The 22,330-nt window shown below is 70.7% G+C and carries 12 protein-coding genes; 9 read left to right on the top strand and 3 right to left on the bottom strand.

What is annotated here, in order from left to right:
• Positions 1 to 266: 266 nt before the first annotated feature.
• From QBL25_RS29815 to QBL25_RS29855, 9 genes are all read left to right on the top strand, one after another.
• The gene (locus tag QBL25_RS29815; RefSeq protein WP_409060028.1) at positions 267 to 5,780 is read left to right on the top strand and encodes a HAMP domain-containing protein; all 5,514 of its coding nucleotides are present in this window, start codon (positions 267 to 269) and stop codon (positions 5,778 to 5,780) included.
• A 244-nt stretch (positions 5,781 to 6,024) separates the two neighbouring features.
• Positions 6,025 to 6,708 (top strand): two-component system response regulator, encoded by a 684-nt coding sequence (locus QBL25_RS29820; RefSeq protein WP_160507566.1) that lies wholly within the window; start codon positions 6,025 to 6,027, stop codon positions 6,706 to 6,708.
• 116 nt (positions 6,709 to 6,824) lie between these two features.
• Entirely contained in the window at positions 6,825 to 9,626 is a 2,802-nt protein-coding gene (locus QBL25_RS29825) for a DNA translocase FtsK (protein WP_409060029.1), read from the top strand.
• Between the two features lie 188 nt (positions 9,627 to 9,814).
• On the top strand, positions 9,815 to 10,702 hold the full coding sequence (locus QBL25_RS29830; protein WP_409060030.1) for a helix-turn-helix domain-containing protein: 888 nt from the start codon (positions 9,815 to 9,817) through the stop codon (positions 10,700 to 10,702).
• A gap of 144 nt (positions 10,703 to 10,846) precedes the next feature.
• Positions 10,847 to 12,340 (top strand): 30S ribosomal protein S12 methylthiotransferase RimO, encoded by a 1,494-nt coding sequence (rimO, locus tag QBL25_RS29835; protein ID WP_409060031.1) that lies wholly within the window; start codon positions 10,847 to 10,849, stop codon positions 12,338 to 12,340.
• Positions 12,337 to 13,299 carry a CDP-diacylglycerol--glycerol-3-phosphate 3-phosphatidyltransferase gene (gene pgsA, locus QBL25_RS29840; RefSeq protein WP_409060032.1) on the top strand — a complete coding sequence of 321 codons (963 nt, stop codon included), beginning with the start codon at positions 12,337 to 12,339 and terminating at the stop codon, positions 13,297 to 13,299. The genes rimO and pgsA overlap by 4 nt, the downstream gene beginning before the upstream one ends.
• Positions 13,296 to 13,859, top strand: coding sequence for a CinA family protein (locus QBL25_RS29845; protein WP_409060033.1), 564 nt, complete (start codon positions 13,296 to 13,298; stop codon positions 13,857 to 13,859). The genes pgsA and QBL25_RS29845 overlap by 4 nt, the downstream gene beginning before the upstream one ends.
• A gap of 109 nt (positions 13,860 to 13,968) precedes the next feature.
• Positions 13,969 to 14,343 (top strand): helix-turn-helix domain-containing protein, encoded by a 375-nt coding sequence (locus tag QBL25_RS29850; RefSeq protein WP_160507571.1) that lies wholly within the window; start codon positions 13,969 to 13,971, stop codon positions 14,341 to 14,343.
• 264 nt (positions 14,344 to 14,607) lie between these two features.
• On the top strand, positions 14,608 to 15,078 hold the full coding sequence (locus QBL25_RS29855; RefSeq protein WP_409060034.1) for a Dps family protein: 471 nt from the start codon (positions 14,608 to 14,610) through the stop codon (positions 15,076 to 15,078).
• A gap of 542 nt (positions 15,079 to 15,620) precedes the next feature.
• Here QBL25_RS29855 and QBL25_RS29860 read toward each other — a convergent pair.
• The 3 genes from QBL25_RS29860 to QBL25_RS29870 form a co-directional block, all read right to left on the bottom strand.
• On the bottom strand, positions 15,621 to 16,421 hold the full coding sequence (locus tag QBL25_RS29860; RefSeq protein WP_409060035.1) for an SDR family NAD(P)-dependent oxidoreductase: 801 nt from the start codon (positions 16,419 to 16,421) through the stop codon (positions 15,621 to 15,623).
• Between the two features lie 96 nt (positions 16,422 to 16,517).
• Positions 16,518 to 17,318: an Fpg/Nei family DNA glycosylase gene (locus QBL25_RS29865; protein WP_409060036.1), complete on the bottom strand. Its 801-nt coding sequence runs from the start codon at positions 17,316 to 17,318 to the stop codon at positions 16,518 to 16,520.
• A 236-nt stretch (positions 17,319 to 17,554) separates the two neighbouring features.
• Positions 17,555 to 22,267: an ATP-dependent helicase gene (locus tag QBL25_RS29870; protein WP_409060037.1), complete on the bottom strand. Its 4,713-nt coding sequence runs from the start codon at positions 22,265 to 22,267 to the stop codon at positions 17,555 to 17,557.
• Positions 22,268 to 22,330 lie beyond the last annotated feature (63 nt).

Consider the following 22,330-nt stretch of genomic DNA (forward strand, 5'->3'; position numbering starts at 1 on the left):
CCGCCCCTCCGATGCCCGCTTGTACGTGTGCCACCGCCCAGGCCGGGCAGGACCGGGGTGGTTGGACAGCCGGATGCCAGGTTACTTACCTTCGCCGTCCATGCTGATGCCGGTCGTCAGTGTTTCCGCCCGGAGGGTGTGCGGACGGTGTGCGAAGCTGCCGAACTGTTATGGCCTGGTTCAGCCATGGTGAAACACTGGGCAAGCTTCTTGGAGAGAGCCCAGGTAACCCGAGCAGTACGGTCGACCCTTGCGGGAGGGACACAGTGGAGTCTGGCGCAGCGACGCGGGGCACTAAAACGCGTGCGAAAGACGGACAGTCCCAGAGTAAACAGCGCAAACCGCGCAACGGGGCGACTACGTCCGTGGACACCGCTGCCCTGAACAGATTGCTCGCGGCGCTCGCGGCCATGCGGGACGGCAACTTCCGTAAGCGGCTCACGGTCTCCGGTGACGACGTCATGTCGGAGATCGCGGCCGTCTTCAACGAGGTGGCCGACCGCAATCTGCATCTGACCGGTGAGATCTCCCGGGTCCGGCGCATGGTCGGGCGTGAGGGAAAGCTCACGGAACGGCTGGAAACAGGCGCGAGCGAGGGCTCGTGGGCCGCCGCGATCGATGCGTCGAACGCCCTCGTGGACGATCTCGTACGTCCTGTGTCGGAGGTCGGGCGGGTGCTCTCGGCGGTCGCCGAGGGTGACCTGGAGCAGCGGATGGAGCTGCGGGCGCAGGCGGACGAGGGAAGCGGTCATCCGCTGCGCGGGGAGTTCCTGAAGGTCGGCCGGACGGTCAACAACCTGGTCGACCAGCTCTCGACGTTCACCGACGAGGTCACGCGCGTGGCCAGCGAGGTGGGTACCGAGGGCAAGCTGGGCGGACAGGCGCGGGTCCGTGGAATGTCCGGTTCGTGGAAGGACCTCACGGATTCGGTGAACACCATGGCGTACCGGCTCACCGCGCAGGTGCGTGACATTGCTCTCGTCACCACGGCGGTCGCGAAGGGTGACTTGTCCCGGAAGGTGACGGTCCACGTCGCCGGCGAGATGCTGGAGCTGAAGAACACCGTCAACACGATGGTGGACCAGCTCTCGTCGTTCTCCTCTGAGGTGACGCGCGTCGCACGCGAGGTCGGCACGGAGGGCGAGCTGGGCGGCCAGGCGCAGGTGCCCGGTGTGGCGGGTGTGTGGAAGGACCTCACCGATTCGGTGAATCTCATGGCCGGCAACCTCACCGCCCAGGTGCGGGGGATCGCCCAGGTCACGACGGCCGTCGCGAACGGCGATCTGTCCCAGAAGGTGACGGTGAGCGCCCGCGGCGAGGTCGCGCAGCTCGCCGAGACGATCAACCAGATGACCGAGACGCTGCGGACGTTCGCGGACGAGGTCACCCGGGTGGCGAACGAGGTCGGCGCCGAGGGGCAGCTGGGCGGCCAGGCGAACGTGCCGGGCGCGGCGGGGACGTGGAAGGACCTCACCGACTCGGTGAACACGGTCTTCCGGAACCTCACCACGCAGGTGCGCGACATCGCGACGGTCACGACGGCGGTCGCCAACGGTGACCTGTCGCAGAAGGTCACGGTCGACGTCGCGGGCGAGATGCTCGAACTGAAGAACACCGTGAACACGATGGTCGACCAGCTCTCCGCCTTCGGCGCCGAAGTGACGCGCGTGGCGCGCGAGATCGGCGTGGAGGGCGAGCTGGGCGGCCAGGCGCAGGTGCAGGGCGCGGCCGGCACGTGGAAGGACCTGACGGACTCGGTCAACACGGCCTTCCGCAACCTCACGGGCCAGGTCCGCAACATCGCGCAGGTGACGACGGCGGTCGCCAACGGCGACCTCTCGCAGAAGGTCACCGTCGACGTGTCCGGCGAGATGCTCCAGCTGAAGAACACCGTGAACACGATGGTGGACCAGCTGTCGTCGTTCGCCGACCAGGTCACGCGGATGGCGCGGGACGTGGGCACCGAGGGCCGCCTCGGCGGCCAGGCGCGCGTCGACGGGGTGAGCGGCACCTGGAAGGAGCTCACCGACTCCGTCAACTTCATGGCCGGCAACCTGACGTCGCAGGTACGTCAGATCGCCCAGGTCACGACGGCGGTCGCCCGCGGCGACCTCTCGCAGAAGATCGACGTGGACGCGCGCGGCGAGATTCTGGAGCTGAAGAACACCATCAACACGATGGTCGACCAGCTCTCTGCCTTCGCCGACCAGGTGACGCGCGTGGCGCGCGAGGTGGGCACGGAAGGCCGCCTCGGCGGTCAGGCGCAGGTGCCCGGCGTGGCCGGTGTCTGGCGCGATCTGACCGACTCCGTGAACGGCATGGCCGGCAACCTCACCGCCCAGGTGCGCAACATCGCGCAGGTCGCGACCGCGGTGGCGCGTGGCGACCTGTCGCAGAAGATCGACGTGGACGCGCGCGGCGAGATCCTGGAGCTGAAGAACACCCTCAACACGATGGTGGACCAGCTCTCCGCCTTCGCCGAGCAGGTGACCCGGGTGGCCCGCGAGGTGGGCACCGACGGCATCCTGGGCGGCCAGGCGGAGGTGCAGGGTGTCTCCGGCACCTGGAAGGACCTCACGCAGTCCGTGAACGGCATGGCGAACAACCTGACCCTTCAGGTCCGCAACATCGCCGAGGTCACCACGGCGGTCGCCATGGGCGACCTCTCCAAGAAGATCACCGTCGACGCGAAGGGCGAGATCCTCGAACTGGTCACCACGGTGAACACGATGGTCGACCAGCTCTCGAACTTCGCCGAGCAGGTCAACCGCGTGGCGCGCGAGGTGGGCACCGAGGGCAACCTGGGCGGCCAGGCGCGGGTCCCGGGCGTCACCGGCACCTGGAAGGACCTCAGCGACAACGTCAACCTGATGGCGAACAACCTGACCGGCCAGGTGCGCAACATCTCCCAGGTCGCGGCGGCGGTCGCCAACGGAGACCTCACGAAGAAGGTCACCGTCGAGGCGCGCGGCGAGGTCGCGCAGCTCGCCGACACCGTCAACACGATGGTGAAGACGCTGAGCTCCTTCGCGGACGAGGTGACCCGAGTGGCCCGCGAGGTGGGCACGGACGGCATCCTCGGCGGCCAGGCCCGCGTCCCCGGGGTGTCGGGCACGTGGAAGGACCTGACGGAGTCCGTGAACGGCATGGCCTCCAACCTGACCGGCCAGGTCCGCAACATCGCGATGGTCACCACCGCGATCGCCAAGGGCGACCTGACCAAGAAGATCGACATCGACGCCCGGGGCGAGATCCTCGAACTGAAGACCACCATCAACACGATGGTCGACCAGCTGTCGTCCTTCGCCGAGCAGGTCACGCGCGTGGCCCGCGAGGTGGGCACGGAAGGGCAGTTGGGCGGCCAGGCACGCGTGCGGGACGTCGACGGCACCTGGCGCGACCTCACGGAGTCCGTGAACGAGATGGCCGGGAACCTGACCCGGCAGGTGCGTGCCATCGCCGAGGTCGCCACCGCGGTGACGCGCGGCGATCTGAACCTGAAGATCGACGTGGACGCGGCGGGCGAGATCCAGGTCCTCCAGGACAACATCAACTCGATGATCGCCAACCTCCGCGACACCACCTTGGCCAACAAGGAACAGGACTGGCTCAAGGGCAACCTCGCCCGGATCTCGGGTCTGATGCAGGGCCGCCGCGACCTGGCGGACGTGGCCTCGCTGATCATGAGCGAGCTGACGCCGGTGGTCTCCGCGCAGCACGGCGCCTTCTTCCTGGCGCTGCCCACGGACGAGGGCGCGGAGCCCGGCGCCGAGCAGGGCGACGCGTACGAGCTGCGGATGATGGGGAGTTACGGCTACTCCATGGGCTCCATGCCCACGTCCTTCCGGCCCGGTGAGACGCTGATCGGCACGGCCGCGCAGGAGCGGCGCACGATCCTCGTGGAGAACGCGCCCTCCGGCTATCTGCGGATCGCGTCCGGCCTCGGCGAGGCGCCGCCCGCCCAGGTGATCGTCCTGCCGGTGCTCTTCGAGGGGACCGTCCTCGGCGTGATCGAACTGGCCGCGTTCCAGCCGTTCACACAGATCCAGAAGGACTTCCTCAGCCAGATCGCCGAGATGATCGCGACGAGCGTCAACACGATCAGCGTCAACACCAAGACCGAGGTGCTGCTCAAGCAGTCGCAGGAGCTCACCGAGCAACTGCGCGAGCGCTCGGCTGAGTTGGAGAACCGGCAGAAGGCACTCCAGGACTCGAACGCCGAACTGGAGGAGAAGGCCGAGCTGCTCGCCCAGCAGAACCGCGACATCGAGGTGAAGAACACCGAGATCGAGGAGGCCCGGCAGGTCCTGGAGGAGCGCGCCGAACAGCTCGCGGTCTCCATGCGCTACAAGTCCGAGTTCCTGGCGAACATGTCGCACGAGCTGCGGACGCCGCTCAACTCCCTGCTGATCCTGGCCAAGCTGCTCGCGGACAACGCCGACGCCAACCTCACCCCCAAGCAGGTGGAGTTCGCCGAAACGATCCACGGGGCCGGCTCGGACCTGCTCCAGCTCATCAACGACATCCTCGACCTGTCGAAGGTCGAGGCGGGCAAGATGGACGTCTCCCCGACGCGCATCGCCCTGGTGCAGCTCGTGGACTACGTGGAGGCCACGTTCCGGCCGCTGACCGCGGAGAAGGGACTCGACTTCTCCGTACGGGTGTCCCCGGAGCTGCCCGCCACGCTGCACACGGACGAGCAGCGGCTCCTCCAGGTGCTGCGCAACCTGCTGTCCAACGCGGTGAAGTTCACCGACTCCGGGGCGGTCGAGCTGGTGATCCGGCACGCGAACGCCGACGTGCCCAACGCCATCCGCGAACAGCTCCTGGAGGCGGGTTCGCTGCGGGACGCGGACGCGGACCTGATCGCCTTCTCGGTGAGCGACACCGGGATCGGGATCGCAGGCAGCAAGATGCGGGTGATCTTCGAGGCGTTCAAGCAGGCCGACGGCACGACGAGCCGCAAGTACGGCGGTACGGGCCTCGGCCTCTCGATCAGCCGGGAGATCGCGCGGCTGCTCGGCGGAGAGATCCACGCGGCGAGCGAGCCGGGCCGCGGATCGACGTTCACGCTCTATTTGCCGCTGCACCCGAGCGAACTGCCGCCGCAGGGCTACACGCAGCTGGCGCCCCTGCCGGGCACGCCCGCGCGGCCCGCCCTGGAGGAGGGTGCCTCCACGGTCGAGCAGCCCCCGCAGAGCGAGGACGTGGCGCCGCCGCGGCTGGACTCGGCGCCGGGGCCCGGCACGCTCTTCAGGCGCCGCCGTCGGGCCGCGCACGCCTCCTCGGAGCAGCCGCCGGTGCTGCCCGGGCAGGGCGTCGCGGAGCCGCAGGAGCAGCGCCCGCAGGAGCAGTGGCCGGCCGAGGAACAGGAGACGCCCGCGGCCCGTCCGGGTCATCAGTTCGGCGGCGAGAAGGTGCTCATCGTCGACGACGACATCCGTAACGTGTTCGCGCTCACCAGTGTTCTGGAGCAGCACGGGCTCTCGGTGCTGTACGCCGAGAACGGCCGGGAAGGCATCGAGGTCCTCGAACAGCACGACGACGTGACGGTCGTCCTGATGGACATCATGATGCCGGAGATGGACGGGTACGCGACGACGACGGCGATCCGCAGGATGCCGCAGTTCGCCGGACTCCCGATCATCGCGCTCACCGCGAAGGCCATGAAGGGCGATCGGGAGAAGGCCATCGACTCCGGGGCGTCCGATTACGTTACGAAGCCGGTCGACCCGGATCATCTGCTCTCGGTGATGGAGCAGTGGATGCGCGGGGAGTGACCGAGAAGAGGCTCCATTACGCGGAGTTGCTGACAGAGTGTGGCCGAGCCCGTGTAGAACCACGATATTCGGGGAACCTTCTGGTCTCCCACCGCGTTTCTGCTACGTGCACAGTGACATCGCGGTGACAGGGTGTGGCGACAGGCGGGGTGCGGCTACCATGACCGGCACAAGGACGGACGGCGTAAGGGAGTCGTCCCCTGGGGCGGCGCCCGGTGTACCGCCGGGGCGAGGAGGGCGGGCCATGGTGCAGAAGGCCAAGATCCTCCTGGTCGATGACCGGCCGGAGAATCTGCTGGCGCTGGAGGCCATCCTCTCTGCGCTCGATCAGACCCTGGTACGGGCATCGTCCGGGGAGGAAGCGCTCAAGGCACTACTCACGGACGACTTCGCGGTCATTCTGCTGGACGTCCAGATGCCGGGCATGGACGGTTTCGAGACCGCCGCGCACATCAAGCGGCGGGAACGGACCCGGGACATCCCGATCATCTTCCTCACCGCCATCAACCACGGACCGCACCACACGTTCCGCGGGTACGCGGCCGGTGCGGTGGACTACATCTCCAAGCCGTTCGATCCGTGGGTGCTGCGCGCGAAGGTCTCGGTATTCGTCGAGCTGTACATGAAGAACTGCCAACTGCGCGAGCAGGCGGCGCTGCTGCGGCTCCAGCTGGAGGGCGGCGGCAAGTCCGCGGCGGGTGACGCCAAGGAGCCCGCCGGGCTTCTCGCGGAGCTCTCCGCGCGTCTCGCGGCGGTCGAGGAACAGGCGGAAGCGCTCTCGAAGCAGCTGGACGACGACTCGGCCGATGCCGCCGCCGTCGCCACCGCCGCCCATCTCGAACGCAAACTCACCGGCCTTCGGCGGGCTCTTGACGCCCTGGAGCCGGGCACCGGAAGCGGTGCGCCTTCGGTGTCCTCACAGAGTTGAGCCCGACGCGGAGGCGGTGAACATCCGTCAGTTCACCGCCTCCGCAAGGGCGACACCAACGGGTGAAGCAGTGGGCACACGTGTCCGCAGTGGTCTGCACCGGTAACCTCAGACCCATGGCCTCACGTCCGTCCGCAGCCAAGAAGACGCCCGCGAAGAAAGCGGCCGCGCCCCCCAAGGCTCCGGTGAAGAAGGCCGCCGCCAGGAAGCCGCCGCCCAAGAAGGCCCCGGCGAAGCGGGCGCCCGCCAAGAAAGCCGTGGCCAAGAAGCCCGTACCGAAGCCGGCGCCCAGTCCCACCGGCGGTGTGTACCGCCTCGCGCGGGCTCTGTGGCTCGGTCTCGCGCACAGCGTGGGCGCGCTGTTCCGCGGCATAGGGCGAGGCGCCAAGGGACTCGACCCGGCCCACCGCAAGGACGGCGTCGCGCTGCTGCTGCTCGGCATCGCGCTGATCGTCGCCGCGGGCACGTGGTCGAATCTGCGCGGCCCCGTGGGCGATCTCGTCGAGATGCTGGTGACCGGCGCGTTCGGCCGCCTCGATCTGCTCCTGCCGATACTGCTCGCGGTCATCGGCGTACGCCTGATCCGGCACCCCGAGAAGCCCGAGGCGAACGGCCGCATCGTGATCGGCCTGTCCGCGCTCGTGGTCGGGATCCTCGGCCAGGTGCACATCGCCTGCGGTTCGCCCGCCCGCGCGGACGGCATGGCGGCCATAAGGGACGCCGGCGGCCTCATCGGCTGGGCCACGTCCACGCCGCTGATCTTCACCATGGGCGAGGTCCTCGCCGTACCGCTGCTCGTCCTGCTGACCGTCTTCGGGCTGCTCGTGGTCACCGCGACGCCCGTCAACGCCATCCCGCAGCGGCTGCGGCTGCTGGGCACCAAGCTCGGCATCGTCCAGGCGGAGCCCGAGGCGTTCCAGGGCGACCACGGCGACTACGCGGACGACGAGCGGTACGAGGAGCAGTGGCGCGAGGCGCTGCCCGCCCGCTCGCGCAGGCGCGCCGAGGCCCCCGACGCCTACGACCCGGACCAGACTGAGGAGGAGGCCCTCACCCGCCGCCGCAGGCCCCGCAGGGCGTCACAGCCCTCTCTGGACCGCCCCATGGACGCGGTGGACGTGGCGGCCGCCGCTGCCGCCGCCCTGGACGGGGCCGTCCTGCACGGGATGCCGCCGTCGCCGGTGGTCGCCGACCTCACGCAGAGCGTCTCCGGGGAGCGCCACGAGAAGCCCGAGAAGCCCGAGTCGTCGGAGCACCCCGCGGAGGGCTCCGCTCCGGTGCCGACCGCGCGCGCCACGGACAGCCCGCCCCCGGGCGTGCTCCGCAAGAAGCCGGGGGAGTCCCGCGACACCTCGGCCTCCGGCGTGAAGGACCTGACGAAGGCCGCCCCCGAGCAGCCGCGGGACCTGCCGGCGCGCGCCGAGCAGCTCCAGCTGGCCGGGGACATCACGTACTCGCTGCCCTCGCTCGACCTGCTGGAGCGCGGTGGTCCGGGCAAGACCCGCAGCGCCGCGAACGACACGGTCGTCGCCTCGCTCAGCAACGTCTTCACCGAGTTCAAGGTCGACGCGGACGTCACCGGCTTCACGCGGGGCCCCACGGTCACGCGGTACGAGATCGAGCTCGGCCCGGCCGTGAAGGTCGAGAAGATCACCGCGCTGGCCAAGAACATCGCCTACGCGGTCGCCAGCCCCGACGTGCGCATCATCAGCCCCATCCCCGGCAAGTCCGCGGTCGGCATCGAGATCCCGAACACCGACCGCGAGATGGTCAACGTCGGCGACGTGCTGCGCCTGGCGGACGCGGCCGAGGACGACCACCCCATGCTGGTGGCGCTCGGCAAGGACGTCGAGGGCGGCTACGTCATGGCCAACATGGCCAAGATGCCGCACATCCTGGTCGCCGGAGCCACCGGCTCCGGAAAGTCCTCGTGCATTAACTGCCTGATCACGTCGATCATGATGCGGGCGACCCCCGAGGACGTGCGCATGGTCCTCGTCGACCCCAAGCGCGTCGAGCTCACCGCGTACGAGGGCATCCCGCACCTGATCACGCCCATCATCACCAACCCCAAGCGGGCCGCCGAGGCGCTCCAGTGGGTCGTGCGCGAGATGGATCTGCGCTACGACGACCTGGCGGCGTTCGGCTACCGCCACATCGACGACTTCAACCAGGCCGTCCGCGACGGCAAGCTCAAGACGCCCGAGGGCAGTGAGCGCGAGCTCACCCCCTACCCGTATCTGCTGGTGATCGTCGACGAGCTCGCCGACCTGATGATGGTCGCCCCGCGCGACGTCGAGGACTCGATCGTCCGCATCACCCAGCTCGCCCGAGCGGCGGGCATCCATCTGGTCCTCGCCACGCAGCGGCCGTCCGTGGACGTCGTGACCGGTCTGATCAAGGCGAACGTGCCCTCGCGGCTCGCCTTCGCCACCTCGTCGCTCGCCGACAGCCGCGTCATCCTCGACCAGCCGGGTGCCGAGAAGCTGATCGGCAAGGGTGACGGCCTCTTCCTGCCGATGGGGGCCAACAAGCCCACCCGAATGCAGGGCGCCTTCGTCACCGAGGACGAGATCCACGCGGTGGTCCAGCACTGCAAGGACCAGATGGCCCCCGTCTTCCGGGAAGACGTCACGGTGGGCAGCAAGCCGAAGAAGGAGATCGACGAGGACATCGGCGACGACCTCGATCTGCTCTGCCAGGCCGCTGAGCTGGTGGTTTCCACACAGTTCGGGTCCACGTCGATGCTCCAGCGCAAGCTGCGCGTCGGCTTCGCGAAGGCCGGACGGCTCATGGACCTCATGGAGTCGCGCGGCATCGTCGGGCCCAGCGAAGGCTCAAAAGCTCGTGACGTTCTTGTGAAACCCGATGAGCTGGATGGCGTGCTCGCGGTGATCCGCGGGGAGGCTCACCCATAAGGGAGCGGCAGGCAACCGTTTCCCTTCGGCATACGTCAAGTTGAGGGGAGGGACAGCACCACCCCCCACTATGAGGATGTCCGGCCATTCCGATGGCGTACAAAGTCCGTCGCCCAGTTGCCCCACCCTTCGCGACCCCCCCTAGACTGAACATCCGGCAGGTGGCTACACGCTCGAAAGGCGCCCCCGTGTCCATCGGCAACTCCCCTGAAGACGACCGCCCTTCAGACCACCGACCCACAGACGACCGGCCCGCTGACGACCGTCCGGCAGCTGAGAGCCCGGCTGACGACCGGCCCTCGATCGGGCGCACGCTGCAGCAGGCACGCATCGACGCGGGCCTGACCGTCGACGAGATCAGCACGTCCACCCGGGTGCGCATCCCGATCGTGCACGCGATCGAACAGGACGACTTCTCCCGGTGTGGCGGAGATGTGTACGCCCGCGGACACATCCGGACGCTCGCCCGCTTCGTGGGACTCGATCCGGCCCCGCTCCTCGCCCGGTACGACGAGGCGCACGGCGGTCGCCCGCCCGCGCCCACTCCGGCGGCGCCGCTCTTCGAGGCCGAGCGGATCAGGTCCGAACCGCGCCGCCCGAACTGGACCGCGGCCATGGTCGCGGCGATCGTCGCGGTCATCGGCTTCGTCGGCTTCACCGCGTTCAGCGGCGGGGACGAGAAGGACGGGTCGAAGTCGCAGGTCGCCGAGGGTGCCACGCCCGCCACCAGCAAGCCCGCCACGAAGCCCGCGCCGGACAAGCCCGCCGACCCCAAGCCGGACCCGTCGGACAGCGCGATCGCCGGCGCCCCGCAGGACAAGGTCACCGTCAAGGTCAACGCCGCGGACGGCCGCAGCTGGATCTCGGCCAAGGACCACAACGGCCGGACCCTCTTCGACGGCGTCCTGGAGGAAGGCAAGTCGAAGACCTTCCAGGACAAGCAGAAGATCGACCTGGTCCTCGGCGACGCGGGCGCGATCAAGCTGTTCGTGAACGGCAAGACGGTCGAGAACGAATTCGAACCCGGCCAGGTCGAGCGGCTCACGTACACCAAGGGTGATCCCGAGGTCGGCTGAGTCCTGGTCCGTGTGCCACGCCCCTTGCGCCACGGGGCTCACGCCTCGGCCCCTATCGCCTCAGCCCTGGCGGCTGAGCCCTTGTGACGGCGGCCCGGACCCTCGCGGCGGGGGCCCGGGCACGGACGAAGTAGTCTTGAGACCATGCCCGAACGCCGTACCGTCGCCCTTGTCACTCTTGGCTGCGCCCGTAACGAGGTGGACTCGGAGGAGCTCGCAGGCCGCTTGGAGGCGGACGGCTGGCAGCTCGTCGAGGCCGCCGAAGACGCGGATGTAGCCGTCGTCAACACCTGTGGATTCGTCGAAGCCGCCAAGAAGGACTCCGTCGACGCCCTCCTGGAAGCCAATGATCTGAAGGGTCATGGCAAGACCCAGGCCGTCGTGGCGGTCGGCTGCATGGCCGAGCGCTACGGCAAGGAGCTCGCCGACGCCCTCCCCGAAGCCGACGGTGTCCTCGGCTTCGACGACTACTCCGACATCTCCAACCGCCTCCAGACCATCCTCGGCGGCGGCAGTGTCGAGGCCCACACCCCGCGTGACCGGCGCAAGCTGCTGCCGATCAGCCCCGCGGAGCGCCAGGAGGCCGGCTCGGACGTCGCGCTGCCCGGGCACGCCCCCGTGGACCTCCCCGACGGCGTCGCGCCCGCCTCCGGGCCGCGCGCCCCGCTGCGCCGGCGCCTGGGCACCAGCCCCGTCGCCTCGGTGAAGCTGGCCTCGGGCTGCGACCGGCGCTGCTCCTTCTGCGCCATTCCCTCCTTCCGCGGGTCCTTCATCTCGCGGCGCCCCTCGGACGTGCTCGGCGAGACCCGCTGGCTGGCCGAGCAGGGCGTCAAGGAGGTCATGCTCGTCTCCGAGAACAACACCTCGTACGGCAAGGACCTCGGCGACATCCGGCTCCTGGAGACGCTGCTGCCCGAGCTCGCCGCCGTCGACGGGATCGAGCGGGTGCGCGTCAGCTACCTCCAGCCCGCCGAGATGCGCCCCGGGCTCATCGACGTGCTGACCTCCACGGAGAAGGTCGCCCCCTACTTCGACCTGTCCTTCCAGCACTCCGCTCCCGCCGTGCTGCGGGCCATGCGGCGCTTCGGGGACACCGACCGCTTCCTGGAGCTCCTGGACACCATTCGGTCCAAGGCCCCGCAGGCCGGTGTGCGGTCCAACTTCATCGTGGGCTTTCCCGGTGAGACCGAGGCCGACGTGGCCGAGCTCGAGCGGTTCCTCACGGGTGCGCGCCTGGATGCCATCGGCGTCTTCGGGTACTCCGACGAGGAAGGCACGGAAGCGGCGACGTACGAGCAGAAGCTGGACCAGGACGTCGTCGACGAGCGGCTCGCCCGCATCTCGCGGCTCGCCGAGGAACTGACCTCGCAGCGCGCCGACGACCGTCTCGGAGAGACCGTCGAGGTGCTCGTGGAGTCCGTGGACGACGAGGACGGCGCGATCGGCAGGGCGGCCCACCAGGCGCCCGAGACGGACGGCCAGATTCGCTTCGCGGGTCCCACGGGTGGGGATGACCTGCGGGTCGGTCGTATGGTCGTGGCAAAGGTGGTCGGCACGGAAGGCGTGGACCTGGTGGCTGAGTACAGCGAAATTCTGGGGCACGGGCCCCGGACCCCGGCCGAGGAGGCGCGCAGATGACCGGAGTCCCGGCATCCGCGGCGGGCGGCTCCGGCGCGCAGGGCGCCAAGCCGGTGCGCGGTGGAAAGTTGGGCGCTGCGGCCGTCAATCAGGCCAGCGTGTGGAACGTCGCCAACTTGTTGACGGTGATCCGGCTGATCCTCGTGCCCGGCTTCGTGATGCTGCTGCTCGCGGACGGCGGGTACGACCCGGCCTGGCGCGCGTGGGCCTGGGCGGCGTTCGCCGTCGCCATGATCACGGACCTCTTCGACGGGCATCTGGCACGTACGTACAACCTGGTCACGGACTTCGGGAAGATCGCCGACCCCATCGCCGACAAGGCGATCATGGGCGCCGCGCTGGTCTGTCTCTCCTACCTCGGCGATCTGCCGTGGTGGGTGACGGGCGTCATTCTCGGACGTGAGCTCGGGATCACGCTCCTGCGGTTCTGGGTGATCCGCTTCGGCGTCATTCCGGCCAGTCGCGGCGGCAAGATGAAGACGTTGTGGCAGGGCGTCGCGGCCGGGATGTACGTCCTGGCGCTGACCGGCCCGCTCGCCACGCTGCGGTTCTGGGTGATGGCGGTCGCCGTCGTCCTGACCGTCGTGACCGGGCTCGACTACATCCGGCAGGCCGTGGTGCTGAGGCGCCGGGGCCTCGCGGAGGCGCAAGCGGCGTCGGCGGCTTCGGCTGCTGCCGCGGCGGCGGCTGCGGCGGTGTCGGTTGTTTCTGGGTCTTCTGGGGCTGCTGGGTCTTCTGGGGCTTCTGTGGTTGCTGGGCCTTCTTCGTCTGGTGCGCCTTCTGTGGCTGCGGGGTCTTCTGGGTCCTCTGTGGCTGCGGGGTCTGCTTCGGCTGCCGCGCCGTCTGTGGCTGCTTCGTCTGCCGCGTCTGCTTCTGAGCCTGAGGCTGCTTCCGCCCCCGCCGCCGCAGCCGAGCCTGCTCCCGCTTCTGGCGAAGGGTCCAGGGAGTCGGCCCCGTGACGTCTCTCGGTCCGGCCGCGGAGGTGCTGCGGCTGCTTCAGATGCGCGGCGAGACCCTCGCGGTCGCCGAGTCGCTCACCGGGGGCCTGGTGGCTGCCGAGGTGACGGCGGTGCCGGGAGCCTCTCGTGTCTTCCGGGGGTCCGTGACGGCGTATGCGACCGAGCTGAAGCACGAGGTGCTCGGGGTCGACGGCACTCTGCTGGCCGAGCGCGGTGCCGTGGACGCCGAGGTGGCGCTCCAGATGGCGGCGGGTGTGCGCAAGGTCATGGGTGCGGACTGGGGAATCGCGACCACGGGCGTCGCGGGGCCCGATCCGCAGGACGGACAGGCGGTCGGCACCGTGTTCGTGGCGGTCGCCGGGCCTGTCTCCACGGTTGGTGGAGGGGATTCCGCTCTTCGCTCTGAGGGGAAAGTCACCGCTCTGAGGTTGAACGGTGGGCGTTCGGACATTCGTATGGAGAGTGTACGGAGCGTGCTCAGGCTGCTGGTCGAGCGGCTGTCCGGCGAACGTGCCGGGAACGAGCGGGCACAGGATACGGAACAGAACGGGGGGACTTGATGTTTGCAGCCCTGAGTGAACACGACATCGCTCCCCGCACGGCCGCCGCGCGAGGCGGTACGGTGGGGCGTGAAGGATGCGGCTACGCGGTCCGAGGAGGGAGCCACCGATGATTCTGCTCCGTCGCCTGCTGGGTGACGTGCTGCGTCGGCAGCGCCAGCGCCAGGGCCGTACTCTGCGCGAAGTCTCCTCGTCCGCCCGAGTCTCGCTCGGCTATCTTTCCGAGGTGGAGCGGGGGCAGAAGGAGGCATCCTCCGAGCTGCTTTCCGCGATCTGCGACGCGCTTGACGTACGGATGTCCGAGCTCATGCGCGAGGTGAGCGATGAGCTCTCTCTCGCCGAACTGGCTGCGTCGGCAGCGGCTACGGAACCGGTGCGCGCACCGGTTCGCCCCATGCTCAATTCCGTCTCGGTGAGCGGTGTGCCGCCGGAACGGGTGACGATCAAGGCGCCTGCGGAGGCGGTGGACGTCGTCGCGGCGTGATGCTGCGATGACCGTGCACGCCGTGTGAGCGTTCCCAGAAGTGTCGAAGCCCCGGCCGGATCACCGGCCGGGGCTTTTGTGCGTTGATCTTTCCTGGATCCTTGCTGGGTCCTTGCGCGGTCCTTGTGGGTGGGGGGGGGCCTTGCGGAGTCCTTGCTGGATCTTCCGGCCTTTCCGGCTACTTCGAGATGTCCCTATTGGCGTACTTGTGCCATGGTTGGTGGGGATTTTCGCTCACGCGATCCCATGATCTTTGGAGGCTGGATGTACGTCGTGAAGAGCCCTCTGTCCGATGCGGATCTGAAGACGGTCTCGGAGGCCCTTCAGGGCGCTCTGGTGGACCTGGTCGACCTCTCCCTGGTGGCCAAGCAGATCCACTGGAACGTGGTCGGCACCCGCTTCCGCTCCGTCCACCTACAGCTCGACGAGGTCGTGGACACGGCGCGGACGCACTCCGACACGGTGGCGGAGCGCGCTTCCACCCTGGGTGTCTCGCCCGACGGGCGTGCGGCGACCGTGGCGCGGAGCAGCGGCATCGGGGAGGTCGCCGCCGGCTGGGTCAAGGACGCGGACGCGGTGGGCACCCTCGTGGACGCGCTCTGCTCGGTGATCACGCGGATGCGGGAACGGGTCGCGGCGACCGGCGACGCGGACCCGGTGAGCCAGGACATCTTCATCGGGATCACGGCCGACCTGGAGAAGCATCACTGGATGTTCCAGGCCGAGAACGGCTGATGTCCCGGGGCGGGGCTCGCTGATGAGGTTGTCGGCCGTGCCTCGTGTGCCCTGTGGTGCGCCCTCCCGCCCGGTCGGGTCGCGCGTCTAGCGTCGACCGGGCGTTGAGTGGGCCGTGACGACGTCGAGTGGGGCTTGGCGCGTCAGGTCCGGTGCGGAGGTGGTGGCCATGGCATGGAAAGTCGTGCGGTGGACGCCGGTACTCGCACTGGGCGCGCTCTGGTGGTGGGCCGCGCTGCGGTTGGCCCTGGCGCCCGACGCGGGAGCCCTGGAAGGGGCCGTCGCGGCCGGCGGCTGGGGGTTGAGCCTGCTGCCGGTGCACTGTGTGCCGTGGTCGCGGGCGGTGGGTGCTTCCAGGGCCGGGTCCAGGGGGCGTGCCGGGCGGTGGGGCTCGGGGGCGGGCTCTGGTGGTGGGGCGGGCGCGGGTGCAGATGGGGTGCGAGGTGCGGGTGGAGTGAGCGGTGCGGGTGGGGTGAGGGGCGCGGGTGGGGTGAGGGGCGCGGGTGGGACGCGAGGTGCGGTCCGGGGGGTTGCCGGGGCTGTCACCAAGGCATGGCGACGCCGCCGTTCGGGCGGAGGATCTGTCCCGTCGTGAAGGCCGATGCGTCGGACGCCAGGTGCAGGACGGCGTGGGCGATGTCCTCCGGTGCACCGACGCGGCCCAAGGGGGACATGCGGACCATGAGGCTTTCGGTGTGTGCCTGGGCCGCGGAGTCGTGCCGGTCGGTCATGGGGGTACGGATCCACCCCGGCGCCACGGCGTTGACGCGGATGCCGTGCGGGCCCACCTCGGTGGCCAGGGTCTTCGTGAGCTGCACCACGGCGGCCTTCGCCGCGCCGTAGCAGAGGAGGCCGGGGCCGCCGGTGTCCACGGCGCCCGAGGCCATGGTGATGATGCTGCCGCGTCCGTGTGTCGCGTCCGCGGTGCCGGCCTTCGCCGCGATCATCGCGCGGGCCGCGGCCTGGCAGGCGTACAGGACGCCCTTGAAGTTGATGTTCAGGACCCGGTCGAGGTCCTCGTCCCGGGTCTCGAGGACCGGGCTGTTGTGCATGATCCCCGCGATGGCGGCCATCACGTCCAGGCGGCCGGTGGTCGAGGTGGCGGCCGTGACGGCCTGCTCTACCTGGGCCCTGTCGGCGACGTCCACGGAGTGGGTGTGCGCGGCGCCGCCCGCGGTCTTGATGAGTGTGGCCGTCTCGTGGAGTCCCTGGGTGTCGCGGTCGGCGCAGTGGACGGTGGCGCCCGCTTCCGCGAGGAGTACGGCCGAGGCCCGGCCGATGCCGCTGGCCGCGCCGGTGACGAATGCGGTGCGTCCGCTGAGGTCGTACGCCTTGAGGGGCATGACGGGACGGTACGGCTGTATCTGACGGGGCGTCAACTGGTGCGGTGTTAATCGAGGTTGCCTGGGGTTGCCAGGGAGTGCGTGGGGTTGCCGGATTCAGGCGGTCGGGCCCGGTTGGCAGGTGGGGCACCAGTACGTGGGGCGGTCGCGGGAGCCGTCGCCCTGCTGGCCCTTGCGTACGGGGGTGCCGCACCGCAGGCAGGGGCGGGGTGCGCGCCCGTACACGAACAGGCGGTGGCCGGGGCGGTCGCGGCCCGTGCTCATGCGGTCCGGACGGTCGCGGTTGATCTCCAGGAGCTTCTTGGAGAGCGCGGGGATGCGGGCGGCCGTCTCGGCGGGCAGCTCGCCGATGGGCAGCCAGGGCGTGACGCCCAGGAGGAAGCAGATCTCGCACTTGAACACGTTGCCGATGCCCGCGAGGTTGCGCTGGTCGAGCAGGGCCTCGCCCAGGGGGCGCTCGGGGGCCGCCAGGAGGTTGGTGAGGGCCAGGTCCGGGTCCCAGTCGGGGCCGAGGAGGTCCGGGCCCAGGTGGCCCACGGCCTTCTCCTCGTCGGCGGTGCGGAGCAGTTCGAGCACCGGGAGCCGGTAGCCGACGGCCGTGCGCTCGGCGGTGCCGAGGATCGCCCTGATCTGGTACCCGGGGCCGCCGTTCCAACGCTCGCCGGGGGCGTACAGCCGCCAGGAGCCGTCCATGCGGAGGTGCGAGTGCAGGGTGAGCCCGCCCTCGAAGCGGGTGAGGAGGTGTTTGCCGCGCGGGGTGACGTCCAGGACGGTGCGCCCGGTGAGGTCGACGGTCGCGAGCTTGGGAACGCGGAGGTCGGAGCGCGTGACGGTGTGCCCGGCGAGGGCGGTGTGCAGACGCCGGGCTGCCTGGTGGACGGTGTCGCCTTCGGGCATGAGGTCCAGGGTGGCACGTCGGGGGCGGGAGACGCGTCGCCACGCGGTGGGACGGGCGGCGGGGAGGCGTCCGCGTGGTGGGTCGGTGAGGAGTCGGTCGGGGTGAGGTGGTGGGGAAGGAGGTGGGGCGGCGGTCGGGGTGAGGTGGCCGTGTGGCCCTGCGGCCCTGTGGCCGTGCGGCCGAGGGGGGCAGGTGTCCGCGTGGCCTTGCGCGTGCAGGCGCAGGCTCCGTGGCCTTACGCGCGCAGGCGCAGCCCCCGTGGGGTGGCGTGGAAGCCGGCTCCTTCCAGGAGAGGGGCGAAGGGAGAGGTCAGGGAGGAGCCGCCGTTGATGCGCTCGACCGTGACCGTGCCGAGCGCTCCCGCGCGGGCCGCGCCGGCGAGGGCTTCGGCGGCCGCGTGCAGCCGGGCGTCGTCGGTGGCCGGGGTGTCGTCCTGCGGGGACGCGGGCCAGGCGAGCAGGGTTTTGCCGCCACGCTCCATGTAGAGGGTCAGTTCGCCGTCGACGAGGACGACCAGGGAGCCTGCCTTGCGGCCCGGCTTGTGCCCGGCGTCGGTGGGCGGATCGGGCCAGGGGAGCGCCGCGCCGTACGCGTTGGCCGGGTCCGCGGCGGCCAGGACGATGGCCTGGGTCTCCGAAGAGCGCGCGGAGTGCGGGGAGTAGTTCATGGCGTCCGGTGAACTGTCCGCGCGGTCGCGGGCGTTCGCCGCCGCGCGCAGTCGGTCCACCGCGCCGTCCATGGCGAACTGGGCGGCGCCGAGCCCCTCGACCACGTAACCGCGGCGTGCCTGGCCGCTGTCCTCGAAGGCGGACAGGACGCGGTACGTCGCCGAGAAGCCGCCCTCGACGCCCTCGGCCGCGACGGCTCCCCGGGTGACCACTCCGTGCCGGTCCAGGAGGGTGCGGGCCAGGGCGTGGGCGCGCAGGGTGGGGTCGGGCTCGTGCGGGGGGAGCAGGGACCAGCGGCCCGCGACGGTGGGCGGGCCCGTACGCGACGACATGGGGCGGGCGGCGCCGGTCAGCGCGCCGTACCGTCCGCGCGGGGCGGAGCGTTTGGCGCGGTGGGCCGTCGCGCCCGCGGTGCGGCCCGAGCCGAGGAGCGAGCGCATGGGGGAGAGCGTGTCGTTCGTGAGCCGTCCGGACCAGGCCAGGTCCCAGATAACGTCGGCCAGTTGGAGGTCGGAGGACTCCGGGTGGGTCGTGGCGCGCACCTGGTCGGCGATCTGGCGGAAGAAGAGGCCGTACCCCCCGGAGAGGGTGTCGAGGACCGACTGGTGCAGCGCGGTGAGTTCCAGGGGGTGCGCGGGCGGCAGGAGCAGGGGCGCGGCGTCGGCCAGGTACAGGGAGACCCAGCCGTCCTTGCCCGGCAGGGACCCGGCCCCCGCCCACACCACCTCTCCGGCGGCGGTGAGCTCGTCGAGCATCGCGGGTGCGTACCCGGAGACGCGGGAGGGCAGGACCAGTTTCTCCAGGGCGGAGGCGGGCACGGTCGCGCCCTGCAACTGCTCGATGGCGCGCACCAGTCCGTCCATGCCCCGCAGGCCGTGTCCGCCCAGGTGCTGCCACTGGGGCAGGAACTGGGCGAGCGCGGCGGGCGGCACCGGCTCCAGCTCGTGCCGCAGGGCCGCGAGGGAGCGGCGGCGCAGCCGGCGCAGGACGGCCGCGTCGCACCACTCCTGGCCGATGCCCGCCGGATGGAACTCTCCTTGTACGACACGTCCGTTGGCCGCGAGGCGCTGGAGCGCGCCCTCGGTGACGGCGACGCCGAGGCCGAAACGGGCGGCCGCCGTCGCCGAGGTGAACGGGCCGTGGGTGCGGGCGAACCGCGCGACGAGGTCCCCGAGGGGGTCCTTGACGGGCTCGGTGAACGCTTCGGGGACGCCGACCGGCAACGCCGTGCCCAGCGCGTCCCGCAGCCGGCCCGCGTCCTCGATGGCCGCCCAGTGGTCCGCCCCGGCGATGCGGACACTGATGGCGCGGCGGGCGGAGGCCAGCTCCTGGGCCCACTCCGGCTCGCCACCGCGCTCGGCCAGCTCGGCGGTGGTGAGCGGCCCCAGGAGGCGCAGCAGGTCGGCGACGCCCTCGGCGTCCTTGATCCGGCGGTCCTCCGTGCGCCACTGGAGCTCTTGCTCCAGCTCCGCCAGGACGTCGGCGTCCAGCAGTTCGCGCAGCTCGGCCTGGCCGAGGAGCTCCGAGAGCAGCCGGGAGTCCAGGGACAGGGCCGCCGCGCGCCGCTCGGCGAGCGGGGAGTCGCCCTCGTACAGGAACTGCGCCACGTACCCGAACAGGAGGGAGCGGGCGAAGGGGGAGGGCTCGGGGGTGGTGACCTCGACGAGGCGGACCTTGCGGGACTCGATGTCGCCCATCAGTTCCGTCAGGCCAGGCACGTCGAAGACGTCCTGGAGGCACTCCCTGACCGCTTCCAGGACGATGGGGAACGAGCCGAACTCGCTCGCCACCTGGAGCAGTTGCGCGGCGCGCTGGCGCTGCTGCCACAGCGGCGTGCGCTTGCCGGGGCTGCGGCGGGGCAGCAGCAGCGCGCGGGCGGCGCACTCGCGGAAGCGCGAGGCGAACAGGGCCGAGCCGCCGACCTGGTCGGTGACGATCTGGTTGACCTCGCCCTTGTCGAAGGCGACGTCTCCCGCGCCTACGGGGGCCTGTTCGTTGTCGTACCCCACGGGCTGGTCGGCGGGCTCCTGGTCGAGCAGGTCCAGGCTCATCAGGTCGGCGTCCGGGAGGCGCAGCACGATGCCGTCGTCGGCGTGCATGACCTGGGCGTCCATGCCGTACCGCTCGGTCAGCCGGGAGGCGAGGGCCAGGGCCCAGGGGGCGTGCACCTGTGCGCCGAACGGGGAGTGCACCACGACCCGCCAGTCACCCAGCTCGTCGCGGAAGCGCTCGACCACGATGGTGCGGTCGTCCGGGATGTGGCCGCAGGCCTCGCGCTGCTCGGTGAGGTACGTCAGGACGTTGTCCGCGGCCCAGTCGTCCAGGCCCGCGGCCAGCAGGCGCACGCGCGCGTCGTCACGCGAGAGGGAGCCGACCTCGCGGAGGAAGGCGCCCACCGCACGGCCCAGTTCGAGCGGGCGGCCCAGTTGGTCGCCCTTCCAGAAGGGCAGCCGGCCCGGGACACCGGGGGCGGGGGAGACGAGCACGCGGTCGCGCGTGATGTCCTCGATGCGCCAGGAGCTGGTGCCGAGCGTGAAGACGTCGCCCACCCGGGATTCGTAGACCATCTCCTCGTCGAGCTCGCCGACGCGGCCCCCGCCCTTCTTGGGGTCGGCCCCGGCGAGGAAGACCCCGAAGAGGCCGCGGTCGGGAATCGTGCCCCCGGAGGTGACCGCGAGACGCTGGGCCCCCGGCCGCCCGGTGACGGTGCCGGCGACGCGGTCCCACACCACGCGCGGGCGCAGCTCCGCGAAGGCGTCCGACGGATAGCGGCCCGCGAGCATGTCCAGGACGGCCGTGAACGCCGACTCCGGGAGCGAGGCGAAGGAGGCGGCACGGCGGACCAGGGCCAGCAGGTCGTCGACCTGCCAGGTGTCGAGGGAGACCGTCGCGACGAGCTGCTGCGCCAGGACGTCCAAGGGGTTGCCCGGGATGCGCAGCGACTCGATGGAGCCGGTCCGCATCCGCTCGGTGACCACGGCGGCCTGCACCAGGTCACCTCGGTACTTGGGGAAGACGACACCGGTGGAGACCGCCCCCACCTGGTGTCCCGCCCGGCCGACACGCTGGAGGCCGGAGGCCACGGAGGGCGGCGACTCGACCTGGATCACCAGGTCGACCGCGCCCATGTCGATGCCGAGCTCCAGGCTGGACGTGGCGACGACGGCCGGCAGCCGGCCCGCCTTCAGGTCCTCCTCGACGAGCGCGCGCTGCTCCTTGGAGACCGAGCCGTGGTGCGCCCGGGCGAGGACCGGAGGGGCGCCCTTGGCCGCGCCGGACTCGGCCATCAGCTCCGCGGGGGAGTGGTCCTCGGGGAGGGGCTCTCCCGTCGCGCGTTCGTACGCGATTTCGTTCAGCCTGTTGCACAGGCGCTCCGCCAGGCGGCGGGAGTTGGCGAAGACGATGGTCGAGCGGTGGGCCTGGACGAGGTCGGTGATGCGCTCCTCGACGTGCGGCCAGATCGAGGGACGCTCCGCACCCTGGTCGTTGTCCGCGACCGGCGAACCGCCCAGCTCCCCGAGGTCCTCGACCGGCACGACCACGGAGAGATCGAACTCCTTGCCGGACGGCGGCTGGACGATCTCCACCCGGCGCTGCGGGGAGAGATAGCGCGCCACCTCGTCCACCGGGCGGACCGTCGCCGACAGGCCGATGCGGCGGGCGGGCCGCGGCAGCAGTTCGTCGAGCCGCTCCAGGGAGAGGGCGAGATGGGCGCCGCGCTTGGTGCCCGCGACGGCGTGCACCTCGTCCAGGATCACCGTCTCGATGCCCGCGAGCGCGTCCCGCGCGGCGGAGGTCAGCATCAGGAAGAGCGACTCGGGGGTGGTGATCAGGATGTCCGGCGGGCGCGTGGCCAGGGAGCGGCGCTCGGCGGGCGGGGTGTCGCCCGAACGGATGCCTACCCGCACCTCGGGCTCGGCGAGTCCGAGGCGGACGGACTCCTGGCGGATGCCGGTGAGCGGGCTGCGCAGATTGCGCTCCACGTCGACCGCCAGCGCCTTCAGCGGAGACACGTACAGCACGCGGCAGCGCTTCTTGGGGTCGGCGGGCGGCGGGGTCGACGCCAGCTGGTCGAGGGCGGCGAGGAACGCGGCCAGCGTCTTGCCCGAGCCGGTGGGCGCCACGACCAGCACGTCCGAGCCCTCGCCGATGGCCTTCCACGCCCCGGCCTGCGCGGACGTGGGCGCGGAGAAGGCCCCCGTGAACCAGCTGCGGGTCGCGGGGGAGAACCCGTCTAGGGCGCCGGGGGCGTCGGGAGCACTGGATGCGGACCTGGCCATGACCCCATCCTGCACTCCGCCACTGACAACGGCGCCGACCTGCGGAGAAGCGTTTGCGTGGCT

Origin of the sequence: Streptomyces sp. SYP-A7185, from assembly GCF_046103685.1 — a bacterium.
GTDB lineage: Bacteria > Actinomycetota > Actinomycetes > Streptomycetales > Streptomycetaceae > Streptomyces.